The organism is Mycobacterium sp. NGS29 (assembly GCF_059812965.1).
Window position 1 is genome coordinate 186,241 of sequence record NZ_JCALDR010000010.1, and the last position, 18,723, is coordinate 204,963.

Sequence of the window (18,723 nt, forward strand, 5' to 3'; positions counted from 1 at the left end):
AACCGTCCACTTACTAGGTCACGACCTGGTGAGGCCGTGGTTTACATGTCCCCCGGTCATGCTGATGGGCAAAGCCGATACGAACCATAACTCGATTTCGGCCAAAACAAACTGGCTTTCACTCAAAAATGCCAAAATACATCCAGTTAGTTTTGCAAGGACAGGCTAACCGCACCACGACCCATGTCGAATGGCCTGACGAGGGCATAGCTGCGGTTCCTAGGGCACAGTGGTGACTGCCGGTTCGAATTTGTCAGCCGGTGACGCCGGCCTGGCCGAAGATCCCGCCTCGCCCGCCGCTGCCGCCGGCTCCGTCGGCACCCTCCGGGGTGCCCGGACCCCCGGCACCCCCGCGGCCACCGTTGCCGCCGTTGCCGATGAAGGTGGCGCTGCCTCCGGTACCGCCGCCGCCGCCGGGACCGCCGGTAGCGCCGCTCAGGTTCTCGCCGCCGGCGCCGCCGCCACCGCCGATTCCGCCGTTACCGAAGATGAACCCACTGTTACCGGCGGCTCCGCCGTGGCCACCGGCCGCGCCGACGTTGCCCGAACCGTTGCCACCCGAGCCGCCCGCCCCGCCGGCACCGCCGTTGCCGAGCAGGAAGGTCGAGGCGCCGTGACCGCCGGCACCCCCGGCGCCACCGGCGGGACCACCGACACCGCCGGCACCGGCTCCACCATTGCCACCGACGCCGCCCGCTGCACCGTTGCCGTAGATGAAGCCGCTGCCACCGGCACTTCCGCCCTGGCCTCCGGCTCCGCCCGACGAGCCGGATCCAGCCAGACCGCCGGACCCACCGTTGCCGCCGGCACCACCGCTGCCGAGCAGCACGGCGGTGCCGCCGTTGCCCCCGGCACCGCCGATGCCTCCGGCAGCACCGGCGATGCCCGTACCGCCGCCACCGCCATGGCCGCCGGCACCGCCGCGGCCCCAGATCCACCCGGCGTCACCACCGGCGCCACCACCACCGCCATTACCGGATCCAGGCACCGTGACCAGCCCGGTTCCGCCGGTTCCCCCGTGGCCGCCGAAGCCGAAGAGGATCCCGGCGTCGCCGCCGTTGCCGCCATACCAGCCGTTCCCGTCGGCGACGGCTGCGACGCCGGAACTGCCGGCGCCGCCGTGACCACCGCTACCGAGTAACCAGGATCGGCCGCCGCTGCCGCCGTTGGACGGCACTTCGAAGCCGCCGTCGCCGCCGTCACCGCCGTCACCGAACAGCAGACCGCCGTTGGCGCCCGGGCGTCCCGTGCCGCCGTCGCCGCCGTAGCCGATCAACAGCCCGGCCCGGCCGGCGGTGCCGCCGATCACGCCGTTGCCGCCGTCCCCGCCGCTGCCGAACAGCCAGGCGTTGCCGCCACCGCCGCCGATGCCGTCGCCGATTCCGGCCACACCCGCCCCGCCGTTGCCGCCGTCGCCGCCGCAGCCGAGCAAGAACCCGGCGTTACCGCCGTTGGAACCGTTGGCGGCCAGCCCGCCGGTGGGCGCGCTCCCGCCGGTGCCGCCATCGCCGCCGTTGCCGATCAACCATGCACTGCCCGCGGTTCCGGCGCTACCGGCGGAACCGGCCGCAAAGGTCGTCGACCCGCCGTGGCCACCATCCCCGCCGGACCCGATCAGGAATCCGGCGTTGGCGGCGGTGCCACCGGCGCCACCGTCTCCGGTAGTGCTGGTTCCGCCCGCGCCCCCGGCGCCACCGTTGCCCAACAGCCACGCGGTGCCACCAGTGCCACCGGCACCGCCGTTACCGTGACCGCCGAGATTGGCGCCACCGGCACCACCGGCGCCGCCGGACCCGACGAGTAGTCCGCCGGTGGCACCGGACCCGCCGGCCCCGCCGAACGAACCGCCGCTGCTGCCGCCCGCACCGCCGCCGCCACCGAAGCCGATCAGCCAGGCCGCCCCGCCGGCGCCGCCGGCGCCGCCACCGGCGCTCGCGCTGCTGCCCCCGGCCCCGCCGTAGCCGCCGTTGCCCAGCAACCAGGCGTTGCCGCCGACACCGCCGGCGCCGCCGGCGCCGATGCCGGTGGCGTGGCCGCCGTTGCCGCCTAACCCGGCGTTGGCCAGGAACAGCGCGTTGCCGCCGTCGCCGCCGGCACCGGCGGCCCCGAGACCTGCGGAGTCACCGCCACTACCGCCGAATCCGGCGGTGCCGAGGATCCATGCGTTGCCGCCGTCACCCCCGGCGCCGCCGGCGCCGTTTGCGCCGGCACTGCCACCGTTTCCGCCGAATCCGGCGTTGCCCCACAGCAGTCCGGAGCTGCCGCCGTTGCCGCCGGACCCGCCGGCACCGCTCACGCTCGACCCGCCGGCCCCGCCGGCCCCGCCGCTGCCGATGAGTCGGGCGCTGCCGCCGAGTCCGCCGAGCCCGCCGGATCCGAGTCCACCGGTATTGGCGCCGCCGGTGCCGCCGGCGCCACCGCTGCCGTAGAGCCAGCCGCCGTTTCCCCCCGCGCCGCCGGCTCCGCCCGCCCCGGACGACGTTGCGCCGCCGCTGCCGCCGGCACCGCCGTGTCCGATCAACCCGGCCGACCCGCCGGCCCCACCGGCCTGCCCGGCCGCCCCCGTTCCACCCCGGCCGCCGTTACCGAACAGGTAGCCGCCGGGCTTTCCGGCAGCGCCAGTTCCATCGATGCCGTTCGCGCCGTCGCCGATGATCGGTCGGCCGAACAGCGTCTCGGTCGGCCAGTTGATCAGGTCGAGCAGCGGCTGCAACGGGGTTGCGGCGGTCGCCTCGGCCAGCGCGTAGGAATTCGCTCCCGCAGCCAGCGCCCGGGTGAACTGGGCCTGAAAGGCCGCGGCCTGGGTACTGATGCTCTGGTAGGCCTGCCCGTGGGTGCCGAACAGTGCGGCAATGGCGGTGGACACCTCGTCTTGCGCGGCGGCCAGCAGGTTGGTGGTGGAGGCCGCCGCAGCGGCGTTGGCTGACTCCAGCGTGGTGCCGAGGCCGGCCAAGTCGGAGGCTGCGGCGGTCAGCAGGTCCGGCGCTGTTGCAAGGAGATACGACATGGGAACCGTCCACTTACTAGGTCACGACCTGGTGAGGCCGTGGTTTACATGTCCCCCGGTCATGCTGATGGGCAAAGCCGATACGAACCATAACTCGACTTGGGCCAAAACAAACTGTCTTTCCGTCAAAAACCTGCTAATGATGCGCATAGTTTCGGCATGGGGGGCTGCGCCGCACCTCGGTTCCACCGCCGCTGGGCCCGTTCGCACCGGCGCCGCGGCACGCGCAACCATGGAGGGGTGAGTCCGGAAGCCGCCTCGGATTGGACCCCGGCGTGGGGCAGCAGCGGGCTGGCCTACCTGACCGGTCCGCCGGACGGGCCGCCCGACTTCTCGCGCGCGGCGGTGCTCGGCCGCGCGCAGCAGATCGCCCCCGACGCCGCCGCGCTGCTGAGCGGCCGGGCCGCGTTGCTGGGCCTGACCCGCCGCGGTCGCGTGTCGGCCGGCGGTGCCACCCGGCTGCTCGGCGCACGCGACGGTTGGTGCGCCGTGACGCTGTCGCGTCCCGACGATGTTGCGGCGGTCCCTGCGCTGCTGTGTTCTGACGAGGTCGCCGACGATCCGTGGCCGTGCCTGGAAAGATGGGCTGCCACTCGGCCCACGACCGAGATCGTCGCGCGGGCCGAACTGCTCGACATCCCGGCGGCGGCACTGGGTGAGACCACCGCGGCCGCGCCCGTGGTACGTCGGACGGCGCCACGGGGCCCGGTACGCGGTCCGGCGGGTCTGCTGGTCGCCGATCTGTCCTCGATGTGGGCCGGACCGCTGTGCGGACGACTGCTGGCCCGCGACGGCGCCACCGTCGTCAAGGTCGAGAGTCCGCAGCGGCCCGACGGCACCCGGGGCGGCCACCCGGTCTTCTTCGACTGGGTCAACAGCGCCAAGCTGTCCTACTGCCTGGACTTCGACCGCCAGACCAGTGAGCTGCGTCAGTTGCTGACCGCGGCCGACATCGTCATCGAAGGGTCACGGCCCGACGGGCTGGCCCGCCGCGGATTGGGACCCGATGACCTGGCGCCGCGGGTGGGCCGGATCTGGCTGCGGATCTGCGGACACGGGTCGGCTTCCCGACGGCCGGCGTTCGGAGACGACGCCGCGGTGGCCGGTGGCCTGGTCGGCCGGGGGCCGGTGTTCTGTGGCGACGCGATCGCCGATCCGCTGACCGGACTGGAGGCCGCCCGGGTGGTGACCGAATCGCTGCGCCGGGGCGGTGGCGAGCTGATCGACGTCTCGATGGCTGCCGTCGCCGCGACGTATGCGGCGCTGCCGACCGGCGCACCGGGATCGGCCTGCCCGGTCGAGCCGCCGCGGGCGCCGACGGTGCCGGAGCCCGCCGCCGCCCTCGGTGCCGACGACGAGGCCGTCCGCCACCTGGTGACCGAGAGGCTACGGCGCACATGCTGAGGCTGCCATGTTGATCCGCAGGGCGGCGTTGCTCGACGGGCGCACGGTCGATATCCGGGTTAGCGCGCGAATCGAACAGGTGGGCCGGGAGTTATCGCCGCGCGCGGGCGAGGGGGTGCTCGACGCCGGCGGTGGCACCGTCTTGCCCGGACTGCATGACCATCACGTGCATTTGCGTTCGGCCGCATCGGCATTGGATTCGCTGTCCGTGGGGCCACCCGCCGTGCACACCAAAGAACAACTGGCACAAGCGTTGTCGACTGCCGTCCCGGGACCCGACGGGTGGATACGTGCCGTCGGATACCACGAATCGGTTGCCGGGGAACTGAATCGGGCCACGTTGGATGCGGTGCTGGCCCACGTTCCGCTGCGTATCCAGCACCGCAGCGGCGCGCTGTGGGTACTCAACTCCGCGGCGCTCGGCCGGGTGGGCTTGGCCGCCCACCCCGACGGCCGGCTGCGCAGCGCCGATCCGTGGGCACAGGCCCTGCAGCGCCGCGAAACCGACCTGGCCGAACTGAGCAGGCGGATCGTCGCGCGCGGGGTCACCGGGGTCACCGACGCCACCCCGGACATCGATGCGGGCGACCTGATCTCGCTGATGATGGCGCACCGAAACGGCGAGTTCCGGCCCGGGGTGCGCCTGCTCTCGCCCGGTAAGAAGATCCTGCACGACGACCGGCTTGATCTGAATGCATTGGCGGAGTGGATCAGTGAGCGGCACGGGTTCGGCCAGCCGGTGGCTGTGCATTGCGTGACGGCGGCGCAACTGGTGGTGACGATCGCGGCGCTGCGGGCCGCCGGCAGCCATCCGTTCGACCGCATCGAGCACGCCGCCGTCGTCCCGGACGACACCCTGTCCGATCTGGCCGAATTGGGCATCACGGTGGTGACGCAACCGAATTTCGTTGCCGAGCGCGGGGACCAGTACCTGACCGATGTCCCCGCCGACGAGCACGACCAACTCTGGCGGGTCGCCTCATTGCTCGACGCCGATATCCCGGTGGCGTTGTCCACCGATATGCCGTTCGGCAGCGGCGACCCGTGGGCGGCGATGCGGGCCGCCGTGTCGCGCACCACCCCTAGCGGCGCGGTGCTCAACGCCGCCGAATGTGTCTCGCCCAGAACTGCTTTGACGATGTTCCTGGGCTGGCCGGATCGGCCGGACCGGCCGCGGACGGTGGAGATCGGCGAGCCGGGGGATCTGTGCGTGCTGTCCGAGCCGCCCGCGGTCGCACTGGCCGAACTGGATGCCGCCCTGGTGGCGGCCACCTTGATCAGGGGTGAGCTGGTCTACTTCGCGATGTGATCACGGGGTCAGCGCTGCGCGCAGCGCGTCGCATTGCATGGCGAAGAACTGTTGGGACACTGTGACTTTGGGTGCCACCAGGTCGAAACCGTGGAATGCACCTGGGATGCGCTCCAGCTGGCACGGCACCCCGGCCTCGGTGAGCCGGCGCGCGTATTCGACGTCCTCGTCGTGAAACAGGTCGTGGGTCCCGACGCCGATCCACGCCGGAGGCAGCCCGCGCAGGTCCGCGCGTCGGGCGGGGACCGCGACCGCCGGATCCGCACCGCCCAGATAGGCGGTCCAGCCGAACCGGTTGGCTACCGGGTCCCACAACCGGTAATCGGGGTCGGCCGGCGCCGCCGCGCTGCGGTCGTCGAGCATCGGGTAGACCAGCAGCTGGAAAGCCGGCGTGATCTCGCCGCGATCGCGGGCCAGCAGCGCCAACGCCGCTGCCAGACCGCCGCCGGCGCTGGCGCCGCCGATCGCCACCCGGTCGGCCTGCACTGCGGGAAGTCCGGCCAGCCAGGCCAGCACCGAATAGCAGTCCTCCAGGGGCGCGGGATAGGGATGTTCGGGTGCGAGCCGGTGCTCGACCGACGCCACGGTGATGCCCAACCGCTTGCTGAATCCCAGGCACAGCTGGTCGTCCTGTTGCGCCGAACCCAGCACATATCCGCCGCCGTGAATCCACAGCAACGCCGGCCCCGGCTCGGTGGTGCCGGCCGGACGGTAGAGCCGCACACCCGCCCCCGACGGCAGGGTCAACACCTCGACGCCCTTCGGGACGCGGCCCAGCCTGGTCCGCAACCCCATAGCGACGCGCATCAGCGGCAATGTCCGGGGGCCGACCAATCTCTTGGGCGCAACGCGCGCCAGCCGGCGCAGATCAGGGTGGACGGCATCGACCATCGATTCAGTATCCCTGCGCCCCCGATCAGGCACCGCAGGGGTCTGCGGAACATTGAAATCAGCTGTGGCACAGCGATATTCACCACACGATCGGCCGCTCCGGCCGCCGGTCGTCCCGGTGACCCGGCAGCGGGACTTTTTCGGCGGCGCCACGACACCCGACAGCTAACGGCGAAACAATCGTGGAAAGGTATGAATACCCGAGCAGCAAATGCGGCTACCGAATTTCCCGAGCCACCCGGCCAATACCGCACACAGTTGAACGATTATTACCCGCGGGTAGGGGTACAGTGCCCTGCATGACGGCGACTGGACAGTCCAAATCTTGCGTCAAGCGGTTGTTGCGCGCCGGTCCGGCCGACTACCTGTTGGCGATGAGCAGAGCCGGTGCCGCTCTCCCGATCATCGGCAAGCGGTTGGAACCCTTGGGCACCATGGCCGCCATGAGTGTGTGGGGCATCCGGATCGCGCCGGAACTGATGTCGACGTCGGCGAAGGGCCGGTTCGCCCCCGGCAGCGGCGAGACGCGCCGCCGGGACCGGGAAAGCACCAACGAGGTGTCCATTGCCGCACTGCGCGGCACGGTCTCAGCTGCCGAACTGGACCTGGACTGGCCCGCCGCCGACCGGACACCGCCGTTCTGGGCGGCCCTGCGTGGCAGCAAGTACCTGCACCGCCGCGGTGTGCACTACGGCGACCACCCCGCGCAGATGCTCGACGTGTGGCGTCGCAAGGATCTACCCGCCAACGCGCCGGTGCTGGTGTTCCTGCCCGGTGGTGCGTGGGTGCACGGCAGCACCACCATGCAGGGGACCGCCCTGATGTCACGACTGGCCGAGCAGGGCTGGGTGTGCCTGGCCGTCAACTATCGGGTCTCGCCGCACAACCGGTGGCCCCGGCACATCACCGACGTGAAGACCGCGATCGCATGGGCACGGGCCAACGTCGACAAATTCGGTGGCGACCGCGATTTCATCGCGGTGGCGGGTTGTTCGGCCGGTGGGCACCTGGCCGCGCTGGCCGGCCTCACCCCCAACGACGCCACGCTGGACGCCAAGCTGCCCGAGGGCGCGGACAGCTCGGTGGACGCGGTGGTCGGAATCTACGGCCGCTACTGCTGGGAGGACCGCTCCACCCCCGAGCGGGATCGGTTCGTGCAGTTTCTGGAGCGGGTGGTGGTCCAGAAATCCATCGCCCGGCATCCCGAGATCTTCCGGGACGCCTCGCCGATCGCGCGCGTGCATCGAAATGCGCCGCCGTTCTTGGTGATTCACGGCAGCGGGGACAACGTGATCCCGGTCGATCAGGCGCGCAGTTTCGTCGAACGGTTGCGTTCGGTCTCGACCGCGGCGGTCAACTACGTGGAGTTGCCGGGTGCCGGCCACGGCTTCGACATGCTCGACGGTCCCCGCGCGGGCGCGATGGCCCACGCGACGGCGTTGTTCCTCAACCAGGTGCACCGCACCCGCACGCAGTTCGCCCAAGAGGTCATCTGATCGCGCTAGGGTCGCGTGATGGGTAGGGGATTGCGGTGAAGCGGCTCACCGGCTGGGACGCGGTGCTGCTGTACAGCGAGACGCCGAACGTGCACATGCACACCATCAAGGTGGCGATCATCGAGCTCGACGAGGCCAGCCGCGGTTTCACCATCGACGCGTTCCGTCAGGTCATCGCCGGCCGGATGGACAAGCTGGTCCCGCTGGGTTACCAGCTGATCGACGTCCCGTTCAAGTTCCACCACCCGATGTGGCGGGAGAACTGCGACGTCGACTTCGAGTACCACGTCCGGCCCTGGCAGCTGGCTGCCCCGGGCGGCCGTCGGGAACTCGACGAGGCGATCGGTGAGATCGCCAGCACCCCCCTGGATCGCGCGCACCCGCTGTGGGAGATGTACTTCGTCGAGGGACTGGCCAATGACCGGATAGCGGTGGTGCTCAAGATCCACCACGCGCTGGCCGACGGTGTCGCCTCGGCCAATCTGATGGCGCACGGCATGGATCTGATGCCGACACCGCAAACCGCTTCGTACACAACCGATCCCGCGCCTAGCAAGCGAGAGCTGATGAGCGCGGCGTTCGTCGACCACATGCGGCACATCAAGCGCATCCCCGGCACGTTCGCCTACACCGCACAAGGTGTCCGACGGGTGCGCAGCAGTTCCTACAAGTTCTCCCCGAAGCTCACCCGCCCGATCGACCCGCCGCCGTCGTTCATGAACCACAAGATCACCCCGGAACGCCGGTTCGCCACCGCCACCCTGGCGCTGGCCGACGTCAAGGAGGCCGGCAAGAAGCTGGGCGCCACGATCAACGACATGGTGCTGGCCATGTCCAGCGGAGCCCTGCACAGCCTGCTGCTGCGCTACGACGGCAAGGCCGAGCCGTTGCTGGCGTCGGTCCCGGTCAGCTACGACTTCTCCCCGGAACGCATTTCCGGCAACCACTTCAGCGGGATGATGGTCGTGCTGCCGACCGACCTGGACGACCCGCTGGAGCGGGTGCGGGCCGCTCACGACAACGCCGTCTCGGCCAAGGAGAGCCACCAGTTGCTGGGCCCGGAGTTGATCAGCCGGTGGGCGGCCTACTGGCCCCCCACGGCGACCGAAGCCATGTTCCGGTGGTTGTCCAGCCGCGACGGGCAGAACAAGGTCCTCAACCTCAACATCTCCAACGTGCCCGGGCCCCGCACCCGCGGCCGGGTGGGCGGCGCGCTGGTCACCGAGATCTACTCGGTGGGTCCGCTGACCGCCGGCAGCGGCCTGAACATCACGGTGTGGAGCTACGTCGACCAGCTCAACATCTCGGTGCTGTCCGACGGCGCGACACTGAAAGACCCGCACGAAGTGACCGCGGCGATGATCGCCGAATTCGTCGAAATACGCCGGGCCGCAGGGATTTCCGGAGAGCTCACCGTGGTCCCGGAGGCCATGGCGCAGGTCTGATCGACAGGGTCGGTCAACGTTACACGCACCGGGCGGTTCGTCACGCGGCCCGACAGCTACCATCTGGACTGTGAGCGACGAAGCTAACGAACCCGAAGTTCTGGTCGAACAACGCGACCGCATCCTGATCATCACCATCAATCGCCCCCGGGCCAAGAACGCCGTCAATTCCGCGGTGGCCCACGGTCTGGCCGACGCCATGGACCGTCTCGACGGAGACGCCGGGCTGTCGGTGGCCATCCTGACCGGAGCCGGTGGCTCGTTCTGCGCGGGCATGGACCTCAAGGCGTTCGCCCGCGGTGAACTGCCCATCGTCGAGGGCCGCGGGATGGGCTTCACCGAGCGTCCACCGGACAAGCCGTTGATCGCGGCGGTCGAGGGCTATGCACTGGCCGGCGGCACCGAGCTGGCGCTGGCCACGGATCTGATTGTGGCAGCAAAGGATTCGGCATTCGGCATCCCGGAGGTCAAGCGCGGCCTGGTGGCCGGCGGCGGGGGATTGCTGCGGCTGCCCGAACGCATCCCGTACGCCATCGCGATGGAGCTGGCGCTCACCGGGGACAACCTGTCCGCCGAGCGCGCACACCAGATCGGTCTGGTCACCGCGTTGGCCGAACCGGGTAAGGCGCTGGATGTCGCTCTCGAGCTGGCCGGCAAGATCGCCGCCAACGGCCCGCTGGCGGTGGCGGCCAGTAAGAAGATCATCGTCGAGTCCCGGGGCTGGAGCCGCGACACCATGTTCGCCGAACAGACCAAGATCCTGGGCCCGGTGTTCGCCTCCAACGACGCCAAGGAAGGTGCGATCGCGTTCGCCGAGAAGCGCCCGGCGCGCTGGACCGGCACCTGAGTCCGGCTACCGGGCGACGCCCAGCGCCAGCAGCGCGATGTCGTCGTCGGGACTGAGCTTGGGTATCAACGCGACGAGGTCGTCGATCAGCGCGGCGGCCCCCAGGGTGGTGCGTTCGGTGACGAATGCGGCCAGCCTGTCCTCGTCGAACGTGATCTCGGCGCGCCGCGACTCCACGATGCCGTCGGTGTAGCAGATCAGTGTCTGACCCGGCAGCAAGCGCAGGCTGCACGCGTCGAATGACGCACCCGGGATGAGGCCCACCAGCATGCCGTGGCTGGGGCGGATCTGCTCGACGGTGCCGCTGGCGGCGTCAGCCAGCAGCGCCGGCTGATGACCGCCGGTGGCGATGGTGACCCCGAACCCGGGGCCGTCGCTGCGCGGCTCCAGGATCCCGAACAGCACTGTGCAGAATCGGCGCGGTTCCACCTCGCGCAGCAATACCGAGTTGAGTTCGACGAGCACATCGATGGGGTTGTCGTAGTGCAGCGCGGCGGATCGCAGCGTGTAGCGGATCAGCGACGTCACCACCGCGGCCTCCGCGCCGTGGCCTTCGACGTCGCCGATGAAGAACGCCCACCGGTTGCTCCCGACCGCGAATACGTCGTAGAAGTCGCCGCCCACCTGACGCGAAGAGGCCGGATGGTAGTGCGAGGCCACGGTCAGGCCGTCGATGTAAGGCAACGAGGGCGGCAGCAGCGTGCGCTGCAGCACCGTGGCGTACTGGGCGATCAGGTCACGATCGTGCTCGGCGATATTGCGGTCGCGCACCGCCTCGTCGCGGTCTGACTGCGCGTCGTCGCGGTCGCGCCGGGCCTCGTCGCGGTCGTCCTCGGCCACGCCGCGCAGCTGTCGTTCCGCGCGCAGCGCGGTGCGTGCCGAAACCCGCAGGTCCAACTGCTCGGCGACGATGGCGGCGAGATCGGTCAGGGTGGCCAGTTGAGCGTCGGTCGCGGTGCACGGGTCGTTGTCCAGGACGGCCACCGCCCCCAGCCGATGCCCGTCGCTGGTCACGATCGGTGCGCCCGCATAGCAGCCGATGCGGTGTTCGGTCACCAAGCTGTTGTCCCGGGTACCGGGGTCGGCGCGCACATCCCGCACGACGTGGGGTGCGTCGCTCAGGACCGCCGACCCGAACAGGCCGTCGTCGCGGCTGACGGTGGGCAGGTCCACGTCGAACCCGTGACTGGCCACGAACCGGATGCGGTCGCGCCCGACGATCGAGACGACGGCCATCGGCGCCGAACAGAACTCCGCGGCCAGCCGCACCACCCGCGAGAGAACCTGGTCATGCGCCGAATCCAGCAGTCGGTAGCGCTCGACGGCGCGCACCCGTGCCGATTCGGCCGCAGTGGCTTTCGAGGTGATCGGGGGCATGGGATGCGCATTCGGGATCGGTGGACTCGGTGTGGCGCAGCTACTCTCTGGTTGCCCGGAATTCTACGGATGTATGCGCGCGGGGCTGCGGCGCAGCTAAGCGGCGGCCCGCCCCGGCGGGCGGGGCCGGCCCCGCGATGGGTTACACTGTCGGCAGAATTTGTAAAGGGCAGGGTTCCCAGAAGGATCGCGGATGAGCGTTTCGTTGCTTCTCGAGATGGCTGCGTCGAGCAACCCTGACCGCACGGCTGTCATCTCCGAGGAACTGCGGCTGAGCACCCGGGAACTCAGCGACCTCGCCGACGGCGGGGCGGGGGTGATCGCGGCCTCGGGCGCCCGGCACGTCGCCTACGTCGGGACCGGCGGGGCGCTACTGCCGATCCTGATCTTCGCGAGCGCGCGTGCGGGTCTGACCTTCACGCCGATCAATTACCGATTGTCGGCCGAGGGGATCGGCGCCCTGCTCGACCGCCTGCCGGACCCGTTGGTGGTCGTCGACGAACGCTACCGGGACGCACTCGGCGGCGGCGATCGCCGGGTGATGTCGTCCGAGGAGTTCCTGACCGCGGCCCGTACCGCCGAACCGGCAGCGGAGTTCCCCGACCCGGACTCGGTGGCGATCGTGCTGTTCACCTCGGGCACCACGTCGGCGCCCAAGGCCGTCGAACTCACCCACAACAACCTGACCAGCTACGTCACCGGCACGGTGGAATTCGAGTCGGCCGGGCCGGACGACGCCGCGCTGATCTGCGTGCCGCCCTACCACGTCGCCGGGGTCGGGGCGGCGCTGTCCAACCTGTACGCCGGCCGCAAGATGGTGTATCTGCCCAACTTCGACGCCCACGAGTGGGTACGGCTGGCCAACGCGGAACAGGTCACCACCGCAACCGTGGTGCCCACCATGCTGGACCGCATCGTGACGGTGCTGGAGGCCGGTGACCACAAGCTGCCCGCGTTGCGCAACCTGGCTTACGGCGGTTCCAAGGTGGGCCTGCCGCTGGTCCGCCGCGCCCTCGAGCTGTTGCCGGACGTCGGATTCGTCAACGCCTACGGCCTGACCGAGACCAGCTCGACGATTGCGGTGCTCACCCCCGACGACCACCGTGCGGCACTGGCGGCCGCGGATGCCGCCGCGGTGAAGCGGCTGGGTTCGGTGGGCCGGCCGGTGCCGGGCATCGAGGTGGAGATCCGCGACGAGGCCGGCACCGTGCTGGGACCCGGGCAGACCGGCGAGCTGTTCGTGCGCGGCGAGCAGGTGTCCGGACGCTACACCGGCATCGGTTCGGTGCTCGATGAAAACGGCTGGTTCCCGACCAAGGACATCGCCACCCTCGACGAAGAGGGATTCCTGTTCATCGGCGGCCGTAGCGACGACACCATCATCCGCGGCGGCGAGAACATCGCGCCGGCCGAGTTGGAAGAGGTGCTGATCGAGCATCCGCACGTGCGTGACGTGGCGGTGGTCGGTGTCGAGGATGCGCAGTGGGGCCAGGCGATCGTCGCCGTGGTGGTGCCGCGTGACGATGTCGATCCCGACCCCGAGGAACTGCGTGAATTTGTCCGAAAGAGTTTGCGGGGGTCGCGCACTCCGGACCGAGTAGTGTTTCGCGACGAGCTGCCAACCACCGCCACCGGCAAAGTGCTTCGCCGGGAGATCATCGAACACCTAGCAGGGATGCAATCATGATCAAGAACGGAACCCGCCTGGCCAGCCAGGTGTGCGACACCCAAATCATCGTCGTCCGCAGCGCCGACAGCCTCGACGACCTGCGCTGCGGCGGAGCGCCGATGGTGGAGATGGGCGCCGAGCGCTCGGGTGAGATCGACCCCGCCTTTGCCGACGGCAGTGTGATGGGCAAGCGCTACGTCGACGAGACGGGCGCCGAAGTCCTGGTGACCAAGCCCGGCAAGGGCAGCCTCAGCGTGGGTGAGACGAAGCTGTCGCTCAAAGAGGTCAAGCCGCTGCCCGCCAGCGACTGACTACGGTCGCTCGGCCAGCCCGTTACGGCGGACGAATTCCCGTGCCTTGACCAGGAATTCCAGCTGGCCGCCGACCTCGCGCAGCGGTGCGACGCTGCGCGTCGAGCGGCACAGCACGATGGCGCCTTCGAGTGCGGAGATGGACGTCACGGCCAGCGAGGCCGCGTCGTTGTCGTCGAAGCCGTCGGTCACGAAGGCGCGCGTCAGCGCGGTGCACCAGCGGCCCATGATCACGCCGGCCTCGTCGGCGAGCTGCAGTTCATCGTCGGCCGAGCCGATCGCGGCAGCCACCACCGGGCAGCCGGCGTGGAAATCGCCCTCGATCAACAGGTTTTCCCATAACTCGACGAACTCGCGCAGCAGCGCCCGGCCGCCCCGGTCGACGGCGCGGTCGATGGTCGCGGTGATGGTGTCGCCCGCGTACCGCAACGCCTCGGTCAGCAACTGATTGCGGCCCTGGGGGAAGTGGTAGTACACCGAGCCGCGCGGGGCACCGCTGCGGGCCAGCACCGCATCGATGGTCACTCCGGCGGCGCCACGCTCGCGCATCACCTGTGCGGCACTGACCAGCATGTTGTTCCGGGTGCCGCCCCGTTTGGCGGGCTGCGGATCCGTTGCGGTCTGCTCCTCGGTACGGGTCATGCGGCGCGCGAGTGCCGGACTGCCGGCCAGTGCAGCGCCCGGGGGCTGACCCGGAACTGCCGGCGGCGCGGGTCAGGGACTTCGCGGGTGAACCGGTAGCCGGCGACGTTGAGTTCGATGATCCACATAACTTCTCCCGGCTTGGGTGGTGCAGCCATGGACCGGGTCCACCGGCCCATGACTATGCGAGTGAGCATATAAGACACGTGTCAGGGAGGCAAGCTAAGCCAGCTAAGTACCGAGCAGGCCTGGGTTTACCTCACCACCTCCGAGTACCAGGCAGAGTGATCGCAATACTTGTGGTCCCGAAATTATGCTGTCTTGCATAATTCGACGGACTGCGTTTCACTGGCCCCATGACGAACGACACGGTGTCCCTCGAGCGCGACGGCCATGTGCTGCTGATCGGCCTGAACCGCCCGCACAAGCGCAACTCCTTCGACCGGGCGATGCTGGCCGACCTGTCCCGCGCCTATGCGCTGCTGGAATCCGACGACGAGTTGCGCGCCGGGGTGCTGTTCGCGCACGGCGACCATTTCACCGCCGGTCTGGACCTCGTCGACGTCGGCCCCGGGATTGCGGCGGGAGAGTCGCCCATGCCCCCGGACGGTCGCGACCCGTGGCGGCTGGACGGCTCTTGGACCACGCCGCTGGTCGCCGCCGCACACGGTTGGTGCATGACCCTGGGCATCGAACTGTTGCTGGCCGCCGACATCCGCATCGCCGCGGCCGGCACCCGCTTCACGCAGCTGGAAGTTCAGCGCGGTATCTACCCGTTCGGCGCGGCGCCGCTGGGGGTGCGGGCAACCCTCGCTTCTGCGCAGCTGGCCCGGGCCCAGGGGGAGGGCGCCGCGATCGAACGCCTGCGTCCAGCCGTCACCGAACTGTTCGCCAGCGCGGACGCCGCCGAGGGTGTGCAGTCGTTCATCGAGCGCCGCGAGGCGCGTTTTCAGGGTGGCTAACGGAACGTCTGATACCGCCGACCGTGAACCTCACGACGTCCATTCGGCCTGTCGCGCAGCGTAGTTCACACTCGGCGCAATACGCCGGTTACTCGACCGTGTACCCCATTGGCATCAGCACGCTCTTCTGCTGGGTGAAGTGCTCGACGCCCTCGGGCCCGTTCTCCCGGCCGATGCCGGAGTTCTTGTACCCGCCGAAGGGACAGCAGGGGTCGAAGGCGTACCAGTTGATGGCGTAGGTGCCGGTGCGAATCTTCTCCGAGATCTCGATGCCCTTGGGGATGTCCGACGTCCACACACTGCCGGCCAGTCCGTACACCGAGTCGTTGGCGATCTTGACCGCGTCGTCTTCGGTGTCGTAGGGAATGATGCTCAGCACCGGCCCGAAGATCTCCTCCTGGGCGATCGTCATCTTGTTGTCGACGTCGGCGAAAACTGTCGGCTGCACGAAGAATCCGTTGTCCAGACCTTCCGGACGGCCACCGCCGCACACCAGTCGGGCGCCCTCTTCCTTGCCCTTGGCGATGTAGCTCTCCACCCGGGCGCGCTGCTTCTCCGAGATCAGCGAGCCGATCTGCGCGGTCGGGTCCGACGGCGGGCCGACGGGCAGGGCCTGCACAAAGTTGCTGACCGCGTCGACGATCTCGTCGTAACGCGAGCGGGGCGCCAGGATCCGGGTCTGTCCCACGCAGGCCTGACCGGTGTTCATGATTCCGGAGAAGACCATCATCGGGACGGCAGCGGCCAGGTCGACGTCCTCCAGGACGATGGCCGCCGACTTCCCGCCCAGTTCCAGCGTGCACGGCTTGAGCAGGTCCGCGGCGCGCTTGCCGATCTCCTTGCCGACGGCCGAGCTGCCGGTGAAGGTGAACAGGTCCACGTCGGGGTTGGAGGTGAGCGCCTGACCGGTTTCGACGCCGCCGGGTACCACCGACAGCACGCCTTCGGGCAGGCCGGCGTCGGCGAACACCTCCGCCAGGGCATTGGCGGTCAGCGGCGTTTCGGCGGCCGGCTTGAGCACCACGGTGCAGCCGGCCAGCAGCGCCGGGCCCAGCTTGTTGATCGCCAGGAACAGCGGCACATTCCACGCCACGATGGCGGCGACCACGCCGATCGGCTCGCGGTGCACGATGGTCTGCCCGTAGGAGCCGGTCCGCACCTCCCGCCATGTGACCTGGTCGGCGGCCGGGCCGGCGAAGAAACTCATCGCGCCCATCGACCCCATCCAGTGCATTGTCTCGATGGTCATCGGCGGCTGACCCGTCTCGTCGGCAAGGAGCTTGGCGAACAACTCCTTGCGCTCCTCGAGCAGTTGCTGCGCCTTGGCGATGACGGCCGCGCGTTCCTGCGGCGGGGTGGTGGGCCACGGGCCGTTGTCGAAGGCCGCGCGGGCCGCGGCGACTGCGGCGTCGACGTCGGCCGCCGTCGCCAATGGCACCTTGCCGACGTACTCGCCGGTGGCCGGGCAGTGCACCTCGATCACTTCAGCGGTCGCCGGCTCGGTCCACTTGCCCCCGATGAAAAGCTTGTCGTACTCCGTCGTAGCGGTTGTCGCGTTGGTCACAGTCGACACCATACCCAAGACGGCGCAAAACGAGAACATGTTCCATTAGTGCGCTCGGAGGACCAGCACCAGATTGCTCGCGACGAACTCCCGCAACACCGGTACCGATGTCACCCACCAGGCCCATCGTGGGTGGTAGCGCGGGAAAGTCGCGACGGCCGCGCCGGTGTCGGCCGCCCATTGCAGGCCGTCGGCGGCGGACACCGCGAATAACGACGACCCGTAGTTGTTCTTGGCCGGATGGCCGTGTTTGCGGGCGTATCGGGCGGCGGCCCGGGCGCCGCCGAGGTAATGGGTCAGGCCCATCTCGTGACCGCCGAACGGGCCCAGCCACACGGTGTAGGACAGCACCACCAGTCCACCCGGCCGGGTCACCCGCAGCATCTCGTTGCCGAGTTGCCAGGGCCGCGGCACATGCTCGGCGACGTTGGACGACAGGCAGATGTCGACCGAGTCGTCGGCGAACGGCAGCGCCATGCCCGACGCGCGCACGAAGGTGCCGGTGCTGCGCTGGAAAGCCGGTCCCGCCGCGTGCATCTCGGCGGGGTCGGGTTCGACGCCGATGTAGCGCACCCCGGCGCCGGCGAAGGCCGCCGCGAAGTATCCGGGTCCGCCACCCACGTCGAGCAGCGTGGCGCCGGCGAGGTCGTCCCCGCACCAGGAGCGCCACAGGTCGCCGACCATCGCGGCGGTGTCGGCGGCCAGGGCGCCGTAGAAGCGGGCCGGGTCGCTCTGCTCGTAGCGGAACTCCCGCAGCAGTCGCACCGAGCGGCGCAGGGTGGCCCGCCGAGCGAAGGCGTCGGTGACGGCCACCCGTTACTTCGGCACCTTCGCCGCGATCTGCTCGGCGATGCGGACGCCCTCGTCGGTCAGGTTCGCGTTGCATGCCTGGACGTTGGCGACGATGTTGTTGACGGCGGTCAGAGCCTGCTGGCAGCGCCAGTTGCCGCCGGTGACCGTGACCCGCAGGGTGCCGTTGATGCTGGACACCGGTCCCGCCGACCAGGGCTTGGCTTCGCCGGACGGCTTGGTGACCGTGTAACTCTTCGAGGCGCAGGCCTGCCACTTGGCTTGCGCCGCGGTGACGTATGCGGCTGCGGCCTGGGCGGAGGGGAAGCGCGCTGCGGCCTGGTCCACCCAGTGATAGGTGGGTTTCTCCGATACCTGCTCCTCGACCGAGTCGGTCATGCCGCTTCCGGCGAAGGCGTCGGCCTCCACCGTGTCGACGAACCGGCATTCGACGGGGGTCACCTGGTACGGGTTGTTGGTGATCGCGTGGTGCCCGGCGGAGGAGGTCATGCCGGTAGTGGACATCGCTTTGCTGACGGCGTCGGGGGTGAGCAGCAGCCCGTCCAGCGCCCCGGGGCGACCAGCGGGGCGGTGGTGGTCGTGGTCGTGGTCGACGAGGTGCCGGAGGAGGCTGCGGTGTCATCGGAACCGGTGCCCACCGCGACGCCGATGACGCCGACGATCACCACCACCACCACAGCGGCGGCCACCGCCACCCACACCCAGGTGCGGTTGCTGCTGCGCTGGGCCGACGGGAAAGGCGGCGGACCGCCGTACCCGCCGGTGAACGGGGCCGGCTGGAACTGGGCGGGGTTGGGCGCATACGGCGGCGGGGTGTGCTGCTGCGGCGGTGGTGGGTAGGCCGGGCGCGGCGGTTGGTAACCGGGCCCCGACGGGATCGGCCCGGACTGCATCGGCCGCGGATTCGGGGGTTCGGGCCGGCTGGGAGCCGGTTGCGGCCGGGCCAGCGGTCCGGTGATCGCCGCGCGGGCCGCCAAGGTGAGCTCTCG

16 protein-coding genes and 1 pseudogene are annotated in these 18,723 nt (G+C 69.8%); 8 read left to right on the plus strand and 9 right to left on the minus strand.

Going from position 1 to position 18,723, the window contains the following annotated elements; all coding sequences use genetic code 11:
• Window positions 1-253 precede the first annotated feature (253 nt).
• Entirely contained in the window at window positions 254-3,007 is a 2,754-nt protein-coding gene (locus AC5Y5Z_RS15745) for a PE family protein (protein WP_499926122.1), read from the minus strand.
• Window positions 3,008-3,247: 240 nt separating this feature from the next.
• Here AC5Y5Z_RS15745 and AC5Y5Z_RS15750 point away from each other — a divergent pair, with 240 nt between their 5' ends.
• Together AC5Y5Z_RS15750 and AC5Y5Z_RS15755 are read left to right on the plus strand one after the other, a co-directional pair.
• Window positions 3,248-4,411, plus strand: a complete 1,164-nt coding sequence (locus AC5Y5Z_RS15750) for a CoA transferase (RefSeq protein WP_499926124.1) — start codon at window positions 3,248-3,250, stop codon at window positions 4,409-4,411.
• A gap of 7 nt (window positions 4,412-4,418) precedes the next feature.
• Entirely contained in the window at window positions 4,419-5,720 is a 1,302-nt protein-coding gene (locus tag AC5Y5Z_RS15755; protein WP_499926126.1) for an amidohydrolase family protein, read from the plus strand.
• Here the strand turns inward: AC5Y5Z_RS15755 and AC5Y5Z_RS15760 are convergent, their stop codons facing one another.
• Window positions 5,721-6,611 carry an alpha/beta hydrolase gene (locus AC5Y5Z_RS15760; protein ID WP_499926128.1) on the minus strand — a complete coding sequence of 297 codons (891 nt, stop codon included), beginning with the start codon at window positions 6,609-6,611 and terminating at the stop codon, window positions 5,721-5,723.
• A gap of 299 nt (window positions 6,612-6,910) precedes the next feature.
• Between AC5Y5Z_RS15760 and AC5Y5Z_RS15765 the strand changes: the two genes are divergently transcribed.
• From AC5Y5Z_RS15765 to AC5Y5Z_RS15775, 3 genes are all read left to right on the plus strand, one after another.
• Window positions 6,911-8,107 (plus strand): alpha/beta hydrolase fold domain-containing protein, encoded by a 1,197-nt coding sequence (locus AC5Y5Z_RS15765; RefSeq protein WP_463828001.1) that lies wholly within the window; start codon window positions 6,911-6,913, stop codon window positions 8,105-8,107.
• A gap of 35 nt (window positions 8,108-8,142) precedes the next feature.
• Window positions 8,143-9,552, plus strand: a complete 1,410-nt coding sequence (locus AC5Y5Z_RS15770; protein ID WP_499926131.1) for a WS/DGAT/MGAT family O-acyltransferase — start codon at window positions 8,143-8,145, stop codon at window positions 9,550-9,552.
• Between the two features lie 70 nt (window positions 9,553-9,622).
• Window positions 9,623-10,399: a crotonase/enoyl-CoA hydratase family protein gene (locus tag AC5Y5Z_RS15775; RefSeq protein ID WP_473138917.1), complete on the plus strand. Its 777-nt coding sequence runs from the start codon at window positions 9,623-9,625 to the stop codon at window positions 10,397-10,399.
• 6 nt (window positions 10,400-10,405) lie between these two features.
• Here AC5Y5Z_RS15775 and AC5Y5Z_RS15780 read toward each other — a convergent pair whose 3' ends face one another.
• Window positions 10,406-11,776, minus strand: coding sequence for a PP2C family protein-serine/threonine phosphatase (locus tag AC5Y5Z_RS15780; protein ID WP_499926133.1), 1,371 nt, complete (start codon window positions 11,774-11,776; stop codon window positions 10,406-10,408).
• A 193-nt stretch (window positions 11,777-11,969) separates the two neighbouring features.
• On the opposite strand from AC5Y5Z_RS15780, the gene AC5Y5Z_RS15785 reads away from it, so the two are divergent.
• Entirely contained in the window at window positions 11,970-13,463 is a 1,494-nt protein-coding gene (locus AC5Y5Z_RS15785) for a class I adenylate-forming enzyme family protein (RefSeq protein WP_473138919.1), read from the plus strand.
• Entirely contained in the window at window positions 13,460-13,756 is a 297-nt protein-coding gene (locus tag AC5Y5Z_RS15790) for a hypothetical protein (protein ID WP_463828006.1), read from the plus strand. Before AC5Y5Z_RS15785 ends, AC5Y5Z_RS15790 begins: the two co-directional genes overlap by 4 nt.
• Here the strand turns inward: AC5Y5Z_RS15790 and AC5Y5Z_RS15795 are convergent, their stop codons facing one another.
• Both AC5Y5Z_RS15795 and AC5Y5Z_RS15800 read right to left on the minus strand, forming a co-directional pair.
• On the minus strand, window positions 13,757-14,398 hold the full coding sequence (locus tag AC5Y5Z_RS15795) for a TetR/AcrR family transcriptional regulator (protein WP_499926136.1): 642 nt from the start codon (window positions 14,396-14,398) through the stop codon (window positions 13,757-13,759). It abuts the gene before it with no gap.
• Window positions 14,395-14,556, minus strand: a complete 162-nt coding sequence (locus AC5Y5Z_RS15800; protein WP_463828031.1) for a hypothetical protein — start codon at window positions 14,554-14,556, stop codon at window positions 14,395-14,397. The genes AC5Y5Z_RS15795 and AC5Y5Z_RS15800 overlap by 4 nt, the downstream gene beginning before the upstream one ends.
• 198 nt (window positions 14,557-14,754) lie before the next feature.
• On the opposite strand from AC5Y5Z_RS15800, the gene AC5Y5Z_RS15805 reads away from it, so the two are divergent.
• On the plus strand, window positions 14,755-15,360 hold the full coding sequence (locus tag AC5Y5Z_RS15805; protein ID WP_499926138.1) for an enoyl-CoA hydratase-related protein: 606 nt from the start codon (window positions 14,755-14,757) through the stop codon (window positions 15,358-15,360).
• Between the two features lie 88 nt (window positions 15,361-15,448).
• Here the strand turns inward: AC5Y5Z_RS15805 and AC5Y5Z_RS15810 are convergent, their stop codons facing one another.
• From AC5Y5Z_RS15810 to AC5Y5Z_RS15825, 4 genes and pseudogenes are all read right to left on the minus strand, one after another.
• Window positions 15,449-16,924 (minus strand): aldehyde dehydrogenase, encoded by a 1,476-nt coding sequence (locus AC5Y5Z_RS15810; protein ID WP_463828009.1) that lies wholly within the window; start codon window positions 16,922-16,924, stop codon window positions 15,449-15,451.
• A 45-nt stretch (window positions 16,925-16,969) separates the two neighbouring features.
• Window positions 16,970-17,737, minus strand: coding sequence for a class I SAM-dependent methyltransferase (locus AC5Y5Z_RS15815; protein ID WP_463828010.1), 768 nt, complete (start codon window positions 17,735-17,737; stop codon window positions 16,970-16,972).
• A 3-nt stretch (window positions 17,738-17,740) separates the two neighbouring features.
• Window positions 17,741-18,238 carry a sensor domain-containing protein gene (locus AC5Y5Z_RS15820; RefSeq protein ID WP_499926141.1) on the minus strand — a complete coding sequence of 166 codons (498 nt, stop codon included), beginning with the start codon at window positions 18,236-18,238 and terminating at the stop codon, window positions 17,741-17,743.
• Window positions 18,220-18,723: pseudogene (locus AC5Y5Z_RS15825) on the minus strand (hypothetical protein); the annotation flags it as partial. The pseudogene AC5Y5Z_RS15825 and the gene AC5Y5Z_RS15820, both read right to left, overlap by 19 nt.